Raw genomic sequence first — 17460 nt, forward strand, 5'->3', positions numbered from 1 at the left:
GTGGTGACGTGCGCGCCGGGTTCCACCCTGTGGACCGGGGGATTGCCGGCGCGACCGCGCACCCCATCCTAGGACGGATTGGCCGCGCGGCGTCGATTCGCTGCGCGGCAGCGCATGACGATGGCTTGCCAGCCCGGCCGGGACGGGCGAGAGGAACCGCCCGCCGCGACCCGGCGGCAGCGAATGGGGAAGGTGAGAGATGAACCAGGCCTTGAGCGGAACCCTGGCCCGCTGGCTGACCGGCCCGCGCGTGGCCGGCCTGCCGGCGCCTGCCGCCATGCCCGCGCCGCGCCTGTCCTTCGAATTCTTCCCACCCAAGACGGACAAGCTCGAGGAACAGCTCTGGGCCTGCATCCGGCGGCTGGAGCCGCTGGGGCCGCGCTTCGTGTCCGTCACCTATGGCGCCGGCGGGACCACCCAGGAACGCACCCATGCGACGGTGGCGCGCATCGTTTCCGACACCACGCTGACGCCCGCGGCGCACCTGACCTGCGTGGGTGCGACGCGCGATGAGGTGGACGCCGTCGCCCGCCGGTACTGGGAGGCGGGGGTGCGCCACATCGTCGCCCTGCGCGGCGACCCGCCGGCCGGGTCCGAGCGGTATGAACCGCATCCGGGCGGCTACGCCCAGGCCGAGGATCTGGTGCGCGGTCTGAAACGGATCGGCGATTTCGAGATCAGCGTCGGCGCCTATCCGGAGGTGCATCCGGCGGCCGTGTCGGCCGATGCCGACCTCGATTTCCTCAAGCGCAAGATCGACGCCGGGGCGACACGGGCGATCACGCAGTATTTCTTCGATGCCGAGGTGTATCTGCGCTTCCTCGACCGGTGCCTGGCGGCCGGGATCACTGTGCCGATCGTCCCTGGCATCATGCCGGTGACCAATTTCGGGTCCGTCCAGCGGTTTTCCGCCATGTGCGGGGCGTCGGTGCCGGGCTGGATGGGGCAGCTGTTCGAAGGGCTGGACGAGGATGCGGAGACGCGACGCATGGTCGCGGCCGTGGTCGCGGCCGAGCAGGTGCGGCTGCTGCAGGCCAATGGGGTGGACGAGTTCCACTTCTACACGCTGAACCGGCCGGACCTGACCTACGCCATCGCGCATATCCTGGGGGCGCGGCCGAAGGCGGGGTGAGGCGTGACGGGGCCGGAAACACGGCCTTGCCGCTTTCGGCGGCGTCGCTTTACAGTCCGGCGATCCGCGCCGCGCCTTCATCCCACAGTCGCCCGAACTCCAGGTCGACCTCCGGCGGGTCCCACTTCGATGCCCCGGCGCCGGTGTAGGGGGTCAGTTCCGCGAAGCGCGGCCCGTCCGCCGTCACCAGGAAGTCCACCCGCAGATGGGCGTAGTTGGCGGCGAGAACCGTCGCCATGGTGGTCAGCCGTTCCGCCAACTCGGGTTGCAGCCGATAGCTGCCGGTCGGGTAGTTCTGGCTGATCGGCAACGGCATGCACCGTGTATCGAACCAGTTGTTCGTTCGGCCGGGCCCACGTATCGGCCCCGTGCAGATGCGGATATGGGTGACGCGCCCGCCAAATGTGAATACCTGGGCCTCCAGCGGGGCCCCGCCATCCGCGCCTTTCAGCAGCGGTTCGATGAGCAGGCGGCGCGGTATGCCGCGATAGCCCCATTCGGGGCTCGACTCGTAGTAATCATGGGCGAGCCACTCGCAGGCCAGGGCGGTGAGATAGTCGGCCTGCATCTGGTCCGGCCGGGTCACGGCATGGGTGAGGCCGGAGGCATGGCTCGGCTTCATCATGAAGGGCAGGGGCAGGCTGTCCCATGGCACCGTCCGCGGATCATCCCAGGCGCCGAGCAGCGGCACCAGCACGGCATCCCCAAGTGCGGCCCGGACCACCTCCCGCACCGCGAACTTGTCGCTGATGATCTTCAGCCGCGGGTCGCGGTCGCGCAGGATGCGGGCGACCATATGGGCGTTGAATCCGCGCGGCGGGTCGAGTTCCGGCGCCCGCCCGTGGTGGCTGATGAAACGGCGGACGAGTTCGCGCCGCAGCAGGCGCGGCCCGATCACCGGCCAATCCAGCATCCGCAACATCCGGGGGCTCAGCGGCGGCGGGGGTGGCGGTGGGGTGTCCGGGGCGAGCGAGGCGGCATCGGCGGATCGGCCGCGGGCCCGGGCCACCACGCGGCGCAACGGCAGCGCGCTGTGCCAGGCGAAGCGCAGCGGGCGCAGCAGGGTGCGGTGCCATCCCGCCACCTTGCGCAGTTCGGCTAGATCCGCGTCGATTCGGTCGAAGCGGGCGGCAAGCCCGGCATGCAAGGCCGCGAGGTCGTGCCGCAGCGCCTCCAGCCTTCCCGCCTGCTCCGACGCCGCGGCGGTTGCGGCCTGTTCGGCAGCGGCACGCGCGGCTGCGGCCTCGTTGCGCGCTGCGGCAATCTCCGTGACCAGGGCGTCGAGCCGCGCCCGCGGATCGACCTCCGCCTGGGCGGTCAGCAATGCCTGGAGCAGCCCCAGCGTTTCCGGCCTACCGTGCAATCCGGCCCGAAGCATGGCGTTGCGCAGCAGGATCAGCTGTTCGCGCCGTGCCGGCTGCTGTTCGACCACCGTATTGCCATAGGCTTCGCCCGACCCACGCACCCGGTGGTGGTAGCTGGCGAGCACCGCATCGACATGGCCGATCTCGCCCAGCAGCAGCAGCCGCAGCAGCGCTTCCCAATCCCCCGCGAATCGGAGCCGCGCGTCGAAGCCGCCGGCTTCGAACAACGCGTCCCGGCGAAAGGCGAGGCAGATGGGCGGGATCTGCGCATCCGTCAGTGCGGCGCTGAGATCCACTAGGCCACGGCCATGTGGCCAACGGCAGCGCCAGCGTTCGGTGACGGTCTCGCCGGCGATCTCCTCCTCGATCAGGGTGCAACCGGTGCTGACGGCCACGAAGCCGGCATGGGCGGGGTCATTGAGGAAGCCGGTGACGGCCGCCAGGAAGCCGGGTTCCCAACTGTCGTCATCGTCATGCAGGCAAACCACGCCCTCGCGCCCGATGGCGTCGAGGCCCGCCTGGGCGGCCGGCCAAGGACCGTGCGGCGGCGCGTCGCGATGGATGACGCTGACGCGCCCGGCCAGCGCCGACCCGTGCCGGCGAAGCAGGGCGTCGATCGCAGCCGGATCGCCCCCATCATTCACAACATACAGGTGCCATGCCGCATGGGTCTGGCCCGTGATGCCCGCCAAGGCGCGGCCCAGCAGCAAGGGCCGGTTGCGCGTGCGCAGGATGATGGCGACGGCCTCGCCGGGCGGCGCCGCCGCGGCAATGGCTGGCCTTGGATAGAGGAAGGAGCCTGGCTGTCGCGGTGACCCGCGTTGATGGGCATCATCCATGGCAGCGACAGTTCCGCGGGTTTCGCCGGCAACGCAAGCGCCTGCGGCGCGCTACAGCATCGATGACAGCTTCCGCCGCAGCCCCGCCGCTTCCTCCGGCGCGACATGCCCGCACAGCAGGCTGACGAACTCCTCCGCGCTGGTTGCCTTGGCCGCCGCCTTCTGCACCAACACCTTGGCGATCGGCCCGACCAGGAAGGCCACGGCCTCGGTCGCCTTCGCCTGTGCCCCCGCGGGCAGGGCGAAGGCCGTCGGCGCGAGCGTCATGCCCGTTCCGCGGAACCCGGCCGTCGAGGGGAAGCGCGGGAAGGCCGAGGTCGATCCGCGCATCGCCGGTGACAGCACGCGCGTCGCATCGATCGGCGGGTTGCCTTCCTGCGCCAGCGCACGGTCCAGCGCCTCGGCGAATTCCGCGGCCGAGCCGAAGCGCGTCGCCGGGTCCTTGGCCAGGCCGCGGGCCAGCACCTCGCCCATCATGGTCCCGGCGAGGGGGCCGAGATCGGCTGGCGCCGGGCCGGTCAGGCGGAGCAGCGTCTCGGCCATGGTGCCGGCGGAGAATGGCGGGCGTCCGTGCAGGATCTCGAACAGCACGGCGGCGGTGGCGAAAAGGTCGGTCCGGTGGTCCACCGCCTGGCCCAGCGCCTGTTCCGGCGCCATGTAGCCAGGCGTGCCGATCATGTCGCCGACCAGCGTCAGCGAGGAACTGGCCAGCCGGGCGATGCCGAAATCGGTGATCTTCACCGCGCCCTGCGGGGTGATCATGATGTTGCTCGGCTTGATGTCGCGATGCACGACGCCGGCCGCATGAGCGGCGTGCAGACCGGCCAGCACGTCGATCATCGATGTCACCAGTCCCGGCACGGACGCGGTGCGTTCGGCCGGCGGGCGGCGCAGCAGGGCGGTCAGCGTGGTGCCCGGCACGTATTCCATGACGATGTAGGGCATCGGCCCGTCATCGGCGAAGTCGTACACGGCGACGATCGCGGAATGGGCGCATAGCGCGGCCGCGCGCACCTCCGTGCGGAAGCGTTGCAGGAAGGCCGCGCGGTCTTCCTCGGACAGGCCCTGCGCGCTGATCACCTTCACCGCCACCCGGCGGTCGATCAGCGGATCGATCGCCAGGTAGACCTTGCCCATGGCGCCGGTGCCGAGTTCCTCGAGCGGCCGGTAGCGCCCGAAGGCCGCGGGCAGGCCGGAGGTGCCGCTCATGGTCGTGACGCCGTTCCGCGCATCAGTCACCGAGCATCTTCACGGCCTGGTCCAGGCTGCGCCGCATGCGGGTGAAGGCCCGGCCGAGCTCCGAGATCTCGTCGCGGCCCTTGGCGGGGAATTCCTCGGCATCCTGCTGCCCCAGGCTGACCGCGGTGGCGGTGCGCGACATCAGCCCGACCGGCCGGATCACGATGGCGTGGATCAGCAGGTTCAGCGCCACCATCAGCCCGACGAAGATCGCCAGCAGGATGGCCATGGCGCTGTACAGATTGGCCTGGGCGCTGCGCAGGGCCAGCGCCATCGGCACCGAGACCAGCTGCGCGCCCACCGTCTCGCCCATCCGCCAGCCGAAGCCGTTGGCGGCGCCGTAGGCGGCGACCATGCGCGCCGGCGCCCGGTCGGGGGTGGAATGACAGGTCAGGCAGGCCTCGTTCTGGATAGTGATCGGCCGGGCGAGGGTCAGGGTCGGGCCGCTGGGTGTCTCGCGTTCGCCGATCAACTCGGTCTGGCCTGGCGTATTGCGGAAGCTGTTGATGAAGTCGGCTTCCCAGTCCAGCGCGCGATCGGCCGGGTTGGTCGGGTTCAGCGCGGCTTCCTTGTAGGTGTAGTCCGGGTGGTCGTTGCGCACCGTGCGGAAATTGGTCTGCGCGGCATAGGAGGGGACGGTGACCGGGGCGATCCAGTCTTCATTGTCGCGCTGCACGGCGGGCAGGACCTCCCGAGCGGTATAGACGCGCACGGCGTTGGCCGCGCTCATCATGATGCGCGCGTTCTGCAGCACATCCTGCCGCGCGGTGGCGACGAATTGGCGGTCGAGGAACCACCAGGATGCGACGAAGGCGATCGCGAAGACCACCAGCAGGCCGAGGTTCAATTTTGCACGAATTCCCATGGCGCGACTGTGTGGCGGCGGCGCCGTTCTGCCAAGGCTGAAGGTGGTTCCGGCGCCTTGCCGGATCGTTTCGGTCTCGCTTCAGGCGGGCCGCAACCGCGCATAGACCGGTCGCAACAGGAAGGGGCTGAGGAACAGCGGGAACTGGCACAGCGCGAAGAACAGCAGGATTCGGTCATCCGTCGCCGCCGGCAGCACCGCCAGGTACAGCGCCATGTTGCGGTTGCCCGCCAGCAGCCCCCCCGCCAGCGCCAGCCGCTTGCCAGCCGCGAAAAAGGCCAGGGCCGTCACCGCGTTCATCCCGAAATTCCCGGCGAAGGCGAGTGCGAGGTCCCCCAGCACCCAGGACGGCTCGGCAATCAGCCGCGCCAGCATCCCGTCCATCACGCCGAAGCCGTACAGCACGACCAGCCATACCACCGCGCCATCCACCGCCGGGCCGACCCGCTTCAGCGTCGAGGCCGCCACCGCCTGGCGAATCGCGATCGAGATCAGCAGTGGCAGCCCCACCACCAGCGCGAGCCGCATCATCAATCCGGTCAGCGAGATCGCGAGGTCGATGCCCATCAGGCCGAGGGCGAGCGGCGGCGCGGTGAAAGGCACCAGCAGCGTCGTCACCACGGCGACGACCAGACTGATCTCCCCGTCGAGCCCCACCATCCTGGCGAAGGCCGGCGAGGAGGTGGCCGCACAGCCGGTCGCGCTGATCACCAGCGCCGCCCCCAACGGCCCATCCAGCCCCGCCGCCATCGCCACAGCATAGGTCAGCACCGGCATCGCCAGCAGCAGCCAGAAGGTGAGCGCCGCCACCAGCACCGGTCGCCGCAGATACGCCACCACCTGCGCCGGATCGACCCGCAGCAGCACCAGCGTCATCAGCCCGGCCACCGTGATGGTCACGACATCGCGGAACGCCGCGGCAAGCGGGGGGATGAAAAGCCCGGCGAAGATGCCCACCGCCAGCAGCGCGCCACCCCGACGGGCCGACCATTCCAGGAAACGCAACGGAGACAGGGCAGGCCGTCCAGTGGTTGGAGGAGTTCGCGCAAGGTTCTATATCCCATGGCGTGCACACACCATCCTCGCTGCCCACCCTTGTCGCGGGGCTGGTCCTGCTTCTCGCCGGGCCCGCCCTGGCCGGCTGTACCGACCCCCCGGCACCCGAGGTGGTGTGGCGGCGCTGCCTTCTGGAGGAAAGCGAACTCGCCGGCGCCGACCTGTCCCGCGCCGTGCTGCGCGACGCCACCTTCCAGCGCGCCACCCTGACCGGCGCGAAGCTGGTCGAGGCCGATGCCATCGAGGCCCGCTTCGTCTCCGCCGACCTGACCGGGGCGGACCTGTCGCGCGCCACCCTGCGCAACGCGGACTTCACGCGGGCGAACCTGCAACGCGCGATCCTCGCCGGTGCCGACCTGCGCCGCGCCACGCTGTTCCGCGCGGACCTGTCAGGTGCCGACCTGACCGGGGCGAACCTGTCGGGGGCGAACATTTCGGGGGCGATGCTGGGCGGGGCACGCTGGACGGATGGGCGCCGCATCTGTGCGGCGGGGTCGGTGGGGAATTGCCAGTGACGAAGAAGACGGGGGAGAGAACTCCCCCTGCCCAGGGCCCCGTCGGCATCGCGCAGCGACGTCGACAGGAGGGGGTGGGCCTCCTGCCTTTGTTCGTCACGACAGTGCGCCGGCGCCACGGGCACGGCCCATCATGAGCGGCGCGGATTATCTCATCCGGCTCAATCCGGAACAGCGCGCGGCGGTCGAGGCCGTGGACGGGCCGCTGCTGGTGCTGGCCGGCGCCGGGACGGGCAAGACGCGCGTGCTGACCACGCGCTTCGCCCACATCCTGTTGCAGGGCAAGGCGTTCCCGAACCAGGTGCTGGCCGTCACCTTCACCAACAAGGCGGCGCGCGAGATGCGCGAACGCGTCTCCGCCATCCTCGGCCAGCCGGCCGAGGGGCTGTGGCTCGGCACCTTCCACGCGCTGGCGGCGCGCATGCTGCGCCGCCACGCCGAGCAGGTCGGGCTGAATTCCAACTTCACCATCCTCGACACCGACGACCAGAACCGACTGCTCAAGCAGGTGATGGAAGCCGCGCGCATCGACACCAAGCGCTGGCCGGTCAACGGGCTGATGGCCGCCATCCAGCGCTGGAAGGATCGTGGGCTGGAACCCGAGGCCGTGACACCGGCCGAGGACACCGACTATGCCGGCGGTCGCGCGACCGAATTGTATGTGGCGTATCAGGACCGGCTGAAGGCGCTGAACGCCTGCGACTTCGGCGACCTGCTGCTGCATGTCGTCACGCTGCTGCGCAAGAACCCGGACATCCTGGCCGACTACCACCGGCGATTCCGCTACATCCTGGTGGACGAATACCAGGACACCAACCTGGTGCAGTATTACTGGCTGCGGCTGCTGGCACAGGGCCACAGGAACATCTGCTGCGTGGGTGACGACGACCAGTCGATCTATTCCTGGCGCGGTGCGGAGATCGAGAACATCCTGCGTTTCGAGAAGGACTTCCCCGGCGCGCAGATTGTCCGGCTGGAATCCAACTACCGCTCGACGCGCCACATCCTCGCCGCGGCTTCCGGCCTGATCGCCAAGAACACCGACCGCCTGGGCAAGACGCTGCGCCCGGGTCGCGCGGATGCGGAAGGCGACAAGGTCACCGTCGTCTCCGTCTGGGACAGCGACGAGGAAGCCCGCATGATCGGCGACCGCATCGAGGCGGCGAAGCGCGACGGCCAGTCGCTGGGCGAGATCGCGATCCTGGTGCGCGCCGGCTTCCTGAACCGCTCGCTGGAAGAACGGCTGATCGCGATCGGCCTGCCCTATCGCATCATCGGCGGGGCGCGCTTCTACGAACGCGCCGAGATCCGCGACGCCATGGCGTATTTCCGCGTCGTCGCACAGCCCGCCGACGACCTCGCCTTCGAGCGCATCGTGAACCTGCCCAAACGCGGGCTGGGCGACACCGCGATGCAGGCGATGCACGGCATCGCGCGCGCGGAATCCATCCCGCTGGCCCTCGCCGCCGCGCGCGCGCTGGAAACCGGCGCGATCAAGCAGGCCAAGGCGCGCGAGGCGCTGCGTGAGTTGCTGCAAGGCTTCGAACGCTGGCGCGCGATGCTGGAAGTCGAAGGCCATATCGTGATGGCGCAGACGCTGCTGGATGAAAGCGGCTACGCGCCGATGTGGCAGCAGGACAAATCGCCCGAGGCACCCGGCAGGCTGGAGAACCTCAAGGAACTCGTCAGCGCCATGGCCGACTACGAAAGCCTCGGCGCGTTCCTGGAACACGTCGCACTGGTCATGGACAATGACGCCGATGCGGAAGGCGAGCGCGTTTCCCTGATGACGCTGCATGGCGCCAAGGGTCTTGAGTTCGACATGGTGTTCCTGCCGGGCTGGGAGGAAGGCGTCTTCCCGTCCCGCCGCAGCGTCGATGAGGCCGGCGACAAGGGGTTGGAGGAGGAACGCCGCCTCGCCTATGTCGGCATCACGCGGGCACGCCGGGTGGCGGTCATCAGCCATGCCGCCAACCGCAACATCTTCGGCAATTGGCAGTCGCAGATCCCCTCGCGCTTCCTCGATGAACTCCCCGCCAGCGAGATCATTCGCGAAGGCACCTCGCAACGCGCCCAGCGCGGCCCGTCGGTCTTCGCCGGCGGCGGCATGTTCGCCCAGCGCCCACGCCGGATGATCGAGGCCGGTGCCTGGGAAGTGAAGCCCCGCGCAACGACGTCATCCTTCACCGTGGGTGAGCGCGTCTTCCACCAGAAATTCGGCTATGGCCGCGTCATCGGCATCGACGACAACCGGCTCGACATCGCGTTTGAAAAGGCGGGCGAGAAGCGCCTGCTCGACAGTTTCGTGGAGAAGACCTGATGCGACCGTCAGGCCCTGACGCCCCCGGCGCGCTGTCCCGCCGCCGTGCCGAGCCGCTGGAAGCCCTGGTGATCGACGGGCTGCCCGAACATGCCGTGCCGGTCTTCGAGGCGGCGCTGCAACAGGTCTGCACCACCGTCGCGCTGTTCCGCGACGAACCGACCGACACCTGGCGCATCGAAGGCGTGCGGGAAGCCGGCGCGCATGACGATGAACTGGATGCCGCGCTCGCGCTCGCCGCCATGGTCGCCGGCATCGACCCGCCGGCGGTGCAGGCGGCACCGGTGGAAGCCGAGGGCTGGCTCGCCCGCACCGTGCAGGCCTTCCCGGAAATGCCGGTCGGCCGCCGCTTCATCATCCGCCCGACCCATGTGCCGGACCCGCCGACCTACGGTCGCGTGGTGCTGAAGCTCGATGCCGGGTTGGCCTTCGGGTCGGGCGAGCACGCTTCCACGCAAGGCTGCCTGCGCGCCTTCGAGGGCGTCGCCCATCGCCGCCCGCGCACGGTCTGCGACCTCGGCAGCGGTTCGGGCATCCTGGCGATGGCGGCGGTGAAGATGCTGCCCTGCACGGCACTCGCCACCGACATCGAACCGTGGAGCGTGCGCGTCTGCGAACAGAATGCGCGCATGAACGGGCTGGTGCCGCGGCGGATGCGCACCATCCTCGCCGATGGCTGGAAGCCACGGCTGATGAAGGGCGTGCGCTACGACCTCATCTTCGCGAACATCCTGGCCCGGCCGCTATGCGCCATGGCGCAGGATTTGGCGCTGCATCTGGCGCCGCGCGGGACGGCGATCCTGGCTGGGCTGCTCGGCACCCAGGTGCGGATGGTGCTGGCGGCGCATCGGCGGGCCGGGTTGGTGATGGAACGGCGCATCGATGTCGGACCGTGGACCACTCTGGTGCTCAAGCGCCGAGGCTGATCGCCCGGCGCTGGATCGTGTCGTTCTGTTCCAGCGCCCTGGCATTCGCCTCATAGGCCCGGCTGGCCTGGATCGCGTCGGCCATCGCGCTTTCCAGGTCGCCGCTGGCCTGCGCCGCGGTCAGGCCCTGGTTGCCGGTGGGCGGCGCCGGCGACGGGTCGCTGCCGCGCGCCGCCTGGGGCTGCGGGCTGGCCATGGTCGCGGCGGCACGGTCGAGTTGTTCCGTCGCGCGCTGCATGCCCTGGACGGGGGCTATGGGTCCAATCTGCATCGTCTCAGCCTATGCGGCGGACGTTGAGAAAGCGTGAACCGGATGGCCGCGATGGTGGCTGCCCAACGCCGGATCCCGCGGATCGTGACCGATCCGCGGAACCGGCCATGCCTGTCGCGCCCTCAGGCACCGGCATCCGCCGGCCTGACTTCGCCGGACTTCATTGGGCGGCGGCCGATCACGGGCAACGCGATTCGGCATGGCTCGCCGCCGTGCCGGGCTGTCCGCCGGCACGCTGCGTAACCGCCGCCGTGACCAGCGTCGCGAACGCCTCCGCCAAGGGGGACGTGCTGCCGCCCAAGGGACGGAACAGCGCGAGGTCATAGGGCAGGGGCGGTTCGATGGGACGCACCGTCAAGCGCTGCGTCGCCAGCATGTCGCCGGTGAAGGGATCCAGGATTGCGAGCCCGATGCCCTGCGCGACCGCCCGGGCGGCCATTGCCGCGTTGCTTGCCACCATGCGGATGCGCGGCACGACCCCCGCGGCCTGCAGCGCGGTGGCGATGCGGATCGGGAAGACGCCGTCGCCGCCGAAGCTGACGAACATCTCGTCATGGAGTTCGGCCAGGGCAATCCGCCGCCGGCGCGCCAGCCGATGGCCGGGCGGCAAGGCGCAGACGGCCTCAGGTCCCGGCAGGTGTTCCACTTCGACCCCCGGGTTGGCCGCCGCGTCGGCCGAGACGTCCGCGGCGAAGCCGATATCGGCCTCCCCGCGCGCAACAAGGCCCGCGACGTCCCGGGCGGTGGCCGTGGCGATGCGCACGGAATCACGGGGATAGTCCCGCAGCAGCGCAGCCAGCAGGGCCGGCAGCATTTCGAGCGACAGGCTGGCGCCGGCCGCGATGCGCAACTGCCCCAGGCGCGACGCACGCAGGCCGCGCGCGGTCTCCAGCACCTCGGCGAGCGTCGCGACATGGCGTTCCACGACACCCTGCAGCCCGCGGCCTTCCTGCGTGACTACCAGGCGGCCGTTGCGGCGTTCGAACAGCGTCAGTTCCAGCCCGGCCTCGAGATCGCGGATCAGGCGACTTGCCGCCGGCTGCGTGATGTTCAGCAGCCTTGCCCCCGCGGACATGCCGCCCGCCATCAGGACGGCGCGGAAGGCTTCGAGCTGGCGTGAATTCGGGCGATGCATATCCATAGCATAATGTGATGGAATCATCAGAATACGGACTTTGATGTGATGGATTCAAGTCGATACCGTCCATCGCATCCCAGGCTTTGGAGTCATCCCCATGCGCAGGACTTGCACGCGATGAATCGCCATGACCGGCTGCACGCCGCCCTGCGTGGCGGCAATCCCGACCGGGTTCCGGTCAGTGCCTGGGGCCATTGGTACCTGCGCGAGATGAGCGCGGAGGCCTTCGCCGATGTGATGGTGGAGTTCCAGCAGCGCTACGACTGGGACTTCTGCAAGCTGCATGCGCGCGCCAGCTACCATGCCGAGGGCTTCGGCTTCCGCCACCGACCCTCGACGCGCGCCGACACGGTGCATGAGACGCTGCATTCGCCGATCGCTACGCCGCAGGACTGGCGCAAGCTCCGGCCGCTGCCGTTGAGCACGCCGGCGCTGGCTGAGCAGCTGCAGGCCATTGACCTGGTCAAGCGCGCGCTTGGCGATGCGGTGCCGGTGATCATGACGGTCTTCCTGCCGCTCGACATCGCCTACAAGCTTTCCGACAAGAACGGCGCGATGCTGGCCGAGCACATCCATGCGGATGAGGAGGCGGTCGCCTCCGCCCTCGGCGTCTTCACCGAGACCTTCGTCCCGTTCATTGAGGCGGTGGTGAAGCGCGGCGTGGACGGGATCTACTTCTCGACCAAATGGGCCAATGCGCATCGGCTGACCGAGCCGCACTACCGGCGCCTCGCCCGCCCCTTCGACCTCGCGATGATCGAGGCGGCGAAGTCGCTGCCGTGCAACCTGCTGCATCTCTGCGAGGACGGCATCTACCTCGATGCGTTGTCCGACTATCCGGTGGCCGGGTTCCACTGGGAATCCCAGACCAAGGGCAATCCGTCCCCCGGCACGGCGCTCAAGCGCCTGCCTGGCCATGCGGCGGTCGCCGGCGGCGTCGATCCCTACACGCTCGCCCATGGCAGGCCGGCCGAGGTGCGCATGAAGGCGGAAGATGCGATCCGCCAGGCCGATGGCCGCCGTTTCGTCCTTGGTCCGGGCTGTTCCATCCTGACGGCGGCGACCCCTCATGAGAACCTGCAGGCTCTGCGCGATGCGTCGCGTTCATGACAAGGAGGTCAGCATGACCGCAGATATCCCGATGGGGCGCCGGCGGCTGGGCCTCGGCCTTGCCGGCGTGGCGCTCGCACGCCCGGCCCTGGCGCAGGGCGGCTGGCCCTCGCGGCCCATCCGCTGGGTGGTGCCCTTCGCGCCGGGCGGCAATATCGACGTGATGGCGCGGCTGTACGCCGAGCCGCTGTCGCGGGAATTGGGCCAGCCCGTGGTGGTGGAGAACCGCGCGGGCGCGGCCGGCAGCATCGGGGCGGATTTCGTCGCCAAGGCGGCGCCCGATGGCTACACGATCCTGATGGGGTCGGTGGTGAACGCCATCAATGTCGGCCTCTATCGCAACCTGACCTTCGACTTCGTGAAGGACCTGGCGCCGGTGGCGCTGCTGTACAGCGTGCCCAGCATCCTGCTCGTGCGGCCGGATTTCCCGGCGCGCGACGTCGCGGAACTGGTCGCCATGGCCAGGCGCGAGCCGGGTGCCCTGAACTACGGCTCGGCGGGCAGCGGCTCGGGGATGCATCTGTCGACCGTGCTGTTCGCGCAGGCGGCGGGGATCGAGCTGACGCACGTGCCCTATCGCGGCGCGGCGCCGGCGCAGCAGGACCTGATTGCCGGCCGCATCCAGCTGATCTTCGACAACATGTCCACCGCCCTGCCGCTGGTGCGCGATGGCCAGGCCCGGGCGCTCGGCGTGACGGCGGCGGCGCGTTCGCCGCAAATGCCGGATGTGCCGACCATGGCCGAGGCCGGCGTGCCGGTGGACCTGCTGGTCTGGGGGGGCGCCTTCGCGCCCGCGGCAACGCCGCCGGCCATCCTGGGCCGCCTGTCCGACGCCTTCCTGAAGGTCAGCAGCCAGGGCTTCCTGACCGAGCGGTTGCGCGGCCTCGGCAGTACCTCCAGCGTGGGTGACCGGACGGATTTCGCACGCTTCGTCGGCAGCGAGACGACGCGCCTGGTCGAACTGGTGCGCCTGTCCGGCGCCAGCGTGGACTGATACCAAATGCCGAATTCTTCGACCGTGGGTATCGGCTTTGGCCCGCCCTCGGACGCGTCGTGCCGAAGGCGCGCCCATGGCGTGACGCGCAAACCTCCGGTTTGCTTGGCCTTCGCCGGACGACCGGCGGGCCGCCTTCGCGGCCTCGGCACGAGTCCATGACCCGTGCCGTTGGTATGCGGCGAACGCCCGACGGCGCGGTCGCGGCGGGCGCGCAGCGGCCGCTTGCAGACAGTCGGCCTTCCGTCAGGCGGCCTTGGCGGTCGCCATCACATGCTGGCGCAGCTTCGGCATCACCTCCTGCGCCAGAAGCTGCATCGTCTCCGCTTCCCAGGCCGCGTTCACGCCGGACCAGTCGAGCCCGGCCATCAGCAGGTGGCCGAAGGGGCCGACCTCCTCGCGAAGCGCCACCAGCCGGTCGAGCACGGCCGCCGGGCTGCCGGCGATGACGCAGGCTTCGATCATGTCCTCGGTGGTGGCAGTCATCGGGTCCATCTCCTCCCGCGGCGTCATGGTGGCGCCGAAGCCTGACCGCTTCGCGATGGAGCCGAGGTAGTCGAAATAGTAGCGCGTCGCCCCTTCGGGCGCGGTGGCGCGGGCCCGTGCCTCGGCATCCGTGCCGGCGATGACGAAGTTGCGCGCGGCCCGCCAGCGGCCGCCATCGACTGGATGCCCGGCCTTCGCCATGCCGGCGGCCATGCTGCGCCAATGCCCGGCGATCACGCGATGCGCGACGAAATTCGCGCTGATCACGCCCCAGCCGCGCGCGGCCGCGACGGCCACCCCCTGGCTCTCGGCGCTGCGGGCGGAGACATGGATGGACGGCCCGCCCTTCTGGAAAGGCTTGGGCATGTATCCGATGCCATAGTCGGCGGAGACGGTGCGTGACAGCCGGATCGGCCAGGTCGCGCCTGGAATGTCATAGGGCGGGTCCTGCGCCCAGATCGCCTGGATGGTCGCGGCGGCCTCGATCATGCGCTTGCCGCGCTCGGCCGGCGGCAGGTCGCCGAACATCTCGGAATCGGAGGGCAGGCCGCCAGGCCCGATTCCGAACATCAGCCGCCCGCCGGACATGTGGTCGAACTGCGCGATCTCGGCCGCGACGATGGCGGGGTGGTGGTTGGGCAGGTTCACGACGCCCGTGCCGAAGGTCAGCCGGGTGCGGTGGATCAGTCCGGCCATGAACATCAGGGGCGAGGCGATGGGTTCGGAACTGGCGGAGAAATGCTCGCCCACCCACAACTCGTTGAAGCCGAGCCGGTCGGCGAGCAGGGATTTCTCGGTATTCTCCGCCAGGGTCTCGTGCAGCGGCCGGTGCGGTGGGTGCAGCGGCATCATGAACAGGCCGAGTTGCATCGGACGGATCCCTTCCCTGGAACCGCCCGATGCTATGGGGTGTTGGCTTGGCTGGGAATGCGCGGCGCGTCGCCGCCCGGCATTGCCGCGCCGGTCACTTCGGCGACTGGAAGATGAAAGATGCGCTCCAGGGGCCGTAGCTCGACGTCGTGACGCCGTTGGCGGCGCTGCCGGCATAGGCCTGCAGGCCGGGTGCGGGCTGCAGGTTCACCGTGCCGCCGGTGACCGGGATGACGCCGGCATGCACCGCCGCGCGGCAGATGCGGCTGTCGGTGGTGTAGGTGCCGCTGCCCCAGACCACGCCAGCCATCGCGGCATCGGCGGTGCAAGTGCAGGACAGCGGCGTGGAGCGGTTCTGGAAGTCGGCCGGGCAGGCGGCGGCCGCGACGGGCGCCGCACTGGCCGCGGCCACGGTGAAGGACCCGGCCCAGGGCCCGTAATCCTCGGTGGCGATGCCGTTCGCGGTGCTGCCCTGGTAGGCCTGCTGGCCGGGCGCGGGCGTGACGGTTACGGTGCCGCCGGTCACCGGGATGGCCCCGGCATGGATCGCGGCGCGGCAGACCCGGCTGTCATTGGTGTAGGTGCCGCTGCCCCAGACCGTGCCGGACAAGGCGGCATCGGCCATGCAGGCGCAGGTGATCGGTGCCGCCTGGTTCTGGAAGTCGGCCGGGCAGGCGGATGCCACCGCGCCCGGGGCGGCGACGGTGAAGGATCCCGGCCAGGCCCCATAGTCGGAGGTGGTGACGCCGTTCGCCGTGCTGCCGTCATAGCCTTGCAGCCCCGCGGCCGGTGCGACGAGGACAACGCCGCCGGAGGCCGGGATGGCGCCGGCGTGAAGGGCGGCGCGGCAGACCCGGCTGTCGGTGGTGTAGGGGCCGCTGCCCCAGACCATGCCCGCAACGGCGGCGTCGGGGGCGCAGCGGCAGGTCATCGAGGCGGATTGACTCTGGAAATCGATGGGGCAGGCAGGCTGCGCGAAGGCCGGCGCGGTGCCAATGGCCAACAGGCCGAGCATGAGGAAAATCCGCGTCACCGTCTGCTCCCGGGGTTCTGATCGCGGCAGGCTACGGCGATGGCGGACGGGCCTTCAATTTCAATTGGTCGATGACGATGCATTCATGTGCGGTGCGTCACGCCGGTGCCATCCGGGGTGCGCGCGTCGCCCAATTGCTGGCGATCGCCACGATCCCCACCACCAGCATTACCGGCCAGAAGGCGGCATAGGAGCCGGTGGCATCGACCACGATCGCCCCCGCCCCGGCGCCGAGGAACCCGCCCACCTGGTGCGACAGGAAGCACACGCCATACAGCGCGCCGAGATCGGCGACGCCGAAGCGCCGCGCGATGGCCGCCGAGGTCAGCGGCACGGTGCCGAGCCAGATGAAGCCCATCACCGCGGCGAAGATCATGGTGCCCCATTCGCTCGGCACGATGGACGCGAAGATCGCGATGCAGATGGTGCGCAGCAGGTAGATGGCGCCGAGCGCGACCTCCGGCCGGATGACGTTGCCGATGCGCCCGCACAGCCACGACCCGGGAATGTTGAACAGCCCGATCAACATCAGCGCGGTGACGCCCAACCCGGTCGGCAGGCCGCACAGCGCCAGATGCGCCGGCAGGTGGACGGTCAGGAAGGCCAGCTGGAAGCCGCAGGCGAAGAAGCCCAGCGTCAGCAGGGCGAAGTCGCGATCGGCCAGCGCGCGGCGCGCGAGGTTCGGCAGCCCGGCGATGCCCACCGGCATGGCGTTGCCGACGCGGATCGGCGCCTTCCATTCCAGCCTTGGACAGATCACCAGCGCGAGCAGCATGGTCGAGGCCAGCAGGGTGAAGGCGAAGGACGTGCCGCCGGTCTCGATGCCCCATTGCGCGAAGGGCACCATCGCCGCCTGGCCGACCGACCCGCCGGCCGAAGCGAGCCCCAGCGCATCGCCGCGCCGATGTTCCGGCACGGCGCGGGCAACGGCGCCCAGCACGGTGCCCGCCCCCGCCGCCGCGGTCCCGAGGCCGGTCAGGATGCCGATGCCGATGATGAGGGTGGCGGCGGAAGGATAGATCGCCGGCAGCAACAGCCCGACCGCGTAGATCGCCGCACCCGAGAGCGCCACGCGCCCGGTGCCGATGCGGTCGGCCAGCGCGCCCGCGAAGGGCTGGCCGATACCCCAGATCAGATTGTGGATGGCAACCGAGGCGCCGAGCACCGTCGCGCTGATGCCGTGCTCGACGCCGAGCGGCAGCAGGAACAGCCCGAAGGTTTGGCGCGCGCCGAGCGACAGCGAGACCGAAGCGGCGGCGGAAAGGACGATGATCCAGGCGGCTGCGGGCATGGTCACATGTC

15 protein-coding genes are annotated in these 17460 nt (G+C 70.0%); 6 read left to right on the top strand and 9 right to left on the bottom strand.

Annotated elements, in window-relative coordinates; translation table 11 throughout:
• Window positions 1–277 precede the first annotated feature (277 nt).
• Window positions 278–1132 carry a methylenetetrahydrofolate reductase [NAD(P)H] gene (gene metF / locus AAFN86_RS12145; RefSeq protein ID WP_347543741.1) on the top strand — a complete coding sequence of 285 codons (855 nt, stop codon included), beginning with the start codon at window positions 278–280 and terminating at the stop codon, window positions 1130–1132.
• Window positions 1133–1181: 49 nt separating this feature from the next.
• Here metF and AAFN86_RS12150 read toward each other — a convergent pair whose 3' ends face one another.
• From AAFN86_RS12150 to AAFN86_RS12165, 4 genes are all read right to left on the bottom strand, one after another.
• Window positions 1182–3335: an ATP-grasp fold amidoligase family protein gene (locus AAFN86_RS12150; RefSeq protein ID WP_347543588.1), complete on the bottom strand. Its 2154-nt coding sequence runs from the start codon at window positions 3333–3335 to the stop codon at window positions 1182–1184.
• 51 nt (window positions 3336–3386) lie between these two features.
• Entirely contained in the window at window positions 3387–4574 is a 1188-nt protein-coding gene (locus AAFN86_RS12155) for a serine/threonine-protein kinase (protein WP_347543589.1), read from the bottom strand.
• Window positions 4567–5421: a DUF3365 domain-containing protein gene (locus AAFN86_RS12160; protein WP_347543590.1), complete on the bottom strand. Its 855-nt coding sequence runs from the start codon at window positions 5419–5421 to the stop codon at window positions 4567–4569. Before AAFN86_RS12160 ends, AAFN86_RS12155 begins: the two co-directional genes overlap by 8 nt.
• 99 nt (window positions 5422–5520) lie before the next feature.
• Window positions 5521–6444, bottom strand: coding sequence for a hypothetical protein (locus tag AAFN86_RS12165; RefSeq protein ID WP_347543591.1), 924 nt, complete (start codon window positions 6442–6444; stop codon window positions 5521–5523).
• A gap of 62 nt (window positions 6445–6506) precedes the next feature.
• On the opposite strand from AAFN86_RS12165, the gene AAFN86_RS12170 reads away from it, so the two are divergent.
• The 3 genes from AAFN86_RS12170 (at window position 6507) to AAFN86_RS12180 (ending at window position 10256) form a co-directional block, all read left to right on the top strand.
• Window positions 6507–7010 (top strand): pentapeptide repeat-containing protein, encoded by a 504-nt coding sequence (locus tag AAFN86_RS12170; RefSeq protein ID WP_347543592.1) that lies wholly within the window; start codon window positions 6507–6509, stop codon window positions 7008–7010.
• A 133-nt stretch (window positions 7011–7143) separates the two neighbouring features.
• On the top strand, window positions 7144–9330 hold the full coding sequence (locus AAFN86_RS12175; RefSeq protein ID WP_347543593.1) for a UvrD-helicase domain-containing protein: 2187 nt from the start codon (window positions 7144–7146) through the stop codon (window positions 9328–9330).
• A complete protein-coding gene (locus AAFN86_RS12180) occupies window positions 9330–10256 on the top strand; it encodes a 50S ribosomal protein L11 methyltransferase (protein ID WP_347543595.1) in 927 nt (308 codons plus the stop codon). The genes AAFN86_RS12175 and AAFN86_RS12180 overlap by 1 nt, the downstream gene beginning before the upstream one ends.
• Here the strand turns inward: AAFN86_RS12180 and AAFN86_RS12185 are convergent.
• A complete protein-coding gene (locus AAFN86_RS12185; protein WP_347543596.1) occupies window positions 10240–10527 on the bottom strand; it encodes a flagellar basal body rod C-terminal domain-containing protein in 288 nt (95 codons plus the stop codon). The genes AAFN86_RS12180 and AAFN86_RS12185 overlap by 17 nt on opposite strands.
• Before the next feature lie 178 nt (window positions 10528–10705).
• Window positions 10706–11668 (bottom strand): LysR substrate-binding domain-containing protein, encoded by a 963-nt coding sequence (locus tag AAFN86_RS12190; RefSeq protein WP_347543597.1) that lies wholly within the window; start codon window positions 11666–11668, stop codon window positions 10706–10708.
• Between the two features lie 114 nt (window positions 11669–11782).
• On the opposite strand from AAFN86_RS12190, the gene AAFN86_RS12195 reads away from it, so the two are divergent.
• On the top strand, window positions 11783–12775 hold the full coding sequence (locus AAFN86_RS12195) for a uroporphyrinogen decarboxylase family protein (RefSeq protein ID WP_347543598.1): 993 nt from the start codon (window positions 11783–11785) through the stop codon (window positions 12773–12775).
• A gap of 13 nt (window positions 12776–12788) precedes the next feature.
• Window positions 12789–13769 carry a tripartite tricarboxylate transporter substrate binding protein gene (locus tag AAFN86_RS12200; RefSeq protein ID WP_347543599.1) on the top strand — a complete coding sequence of 327 codons (981 nt, stop codon included), beginning with the start codon at window positions 12789–12791 and terminating at the stop codon, window positions 13767–13769.
• Window positions 13770–14015: 246 nt separating this feature from the next.
• Here the strand turns inward: AAFN86_RS12200 and AAFN86_RS12205 are convergent, their stop codons facing one another.
• The 3 genes from AAFN86_RS12205 to AAFN86_RS12215 form a co-directional block, all read right to left on the bottom strand.
• Window positions 14016–15125 carry an LLM class flavin-dependent oxidoreductase gene (locus tag AAFN86_RS12205; RefSeq protein ID WP_347543600.1) on the bottom strand — a complete coding sequence of 370 codons (1110 nt, stop codon included), beginning with the start codon at window positions 15123–15125 and terminating at the stop codon, window positions 14016–14018.
• Window positions 15126–15219: 94 nt separating this feature from the next.
• On the bottom strand, window positions 15220–16158 hold the full coding sequence (locus AAFN86_RS12210) for an LCCL domain-containing protein (RefSeq protein WP_347543601.1): 939 nt from the start codon (window positions 16156–16158) through the stop codon (window positions 15220–15222).
• Window positions 16159–16255: 97 nt separating this feature from the next.
• Complete coding sequence (locus AAFN86_RS12215; protein ID WP_347543602.1) at window positions 16256–17449, bottom strand: MFS transporter; 1194 nt, start codon at window positions 17447–17449, stop codon at window positions 16256–16258.
• Between the last annotated feature and the right edge of the window lie 11 nt (window positions 17450–17460).

Origin of the sequence: Roseomonas sp. CAU 1739, from assembly GCF_039839775.1 — a bacterium.
GTDB lineage: Bacteria > Pseudomonadota > Alphaproteobacteria > Acetobacterales > Acetobacteraceae > Neoroseomonas.

Excerpts from the sequence above, each read along its gene's own strand:
- metF (WP_347543741.1), top strand. The coding sequence starts at position 278 with ATGCCCGCGCCGCGCCTGTCCTTCGAATTCTTCCCACCCAAGACGGAC.
- AAFN86_RS12150 (WP_347543588.1), bottom strand. The coding sequence starts at position 3,335 with ATGGATGATGCCCATCAACGCGGGTCACCGCGACAGCCAGGCTCCTTC.
- AAFN86_RS12175 (WP_347543593.1), top strand. The coding sequence starts at position 7,144 with ATGAGCGGCGCGGATTATCTCATCCGGCTCAATCCGGAACAGCGCGCG.
- AAFN86_RS12180 (WP_347543595.1), top strand. The coding sequence starts at position 9,330 with ATGCGACCGTCAGGCCCTGACGCCCCCGGCGCGCTGTCCCGCCGCCGT.
- AAFN86_RS12185 (WP_347543596.1), bottom strand. The coding sequence starts at position 10,527 with ATGCAGATTGGACCCATAGCCCCCGTCCAGGGCATGCAGCGCGCGACG.
- AAFN86_RS12190 (WP_347543597.1), bottom strand. The coding sequence starts at position 11,668 with ATGGATATGCATCGCCCGAATTCACGCCAGCTCGAAGCCTTCCGCGCC.
- AAFN86_RS12195 (WP_347543598.1), top strand. The coding sequence starts at position 11,783 with ATGAATCGCCATGACCGGCTGCACGCCGCCCTGCGTGGCGGCAATCCC.
- AAFN86_RS12200 (WP_347543599.1), top strand. The coding sequence starts at position 12,789 with ATGACCGCAGATATCCCGATGGGGCGCCGGCGGCTGGGCCTCGGCCTT.
- AAFN86_RS12205 (WP_347543600.1), bottom strand. The coding sequence starts at position 15,125 with ATGCAACTCGGCCTGTTCATGATGCCGCTGCACCCACCGCACCGGCCG.
- AAFN86_RS12215 (WP_347543602.1), bottom strand. The coding sequence starts at position 17,449 with ATGCCCGCAGCCGCCTGGATCATCGTCCTTTCCGCCGCCGCTTCGGTC.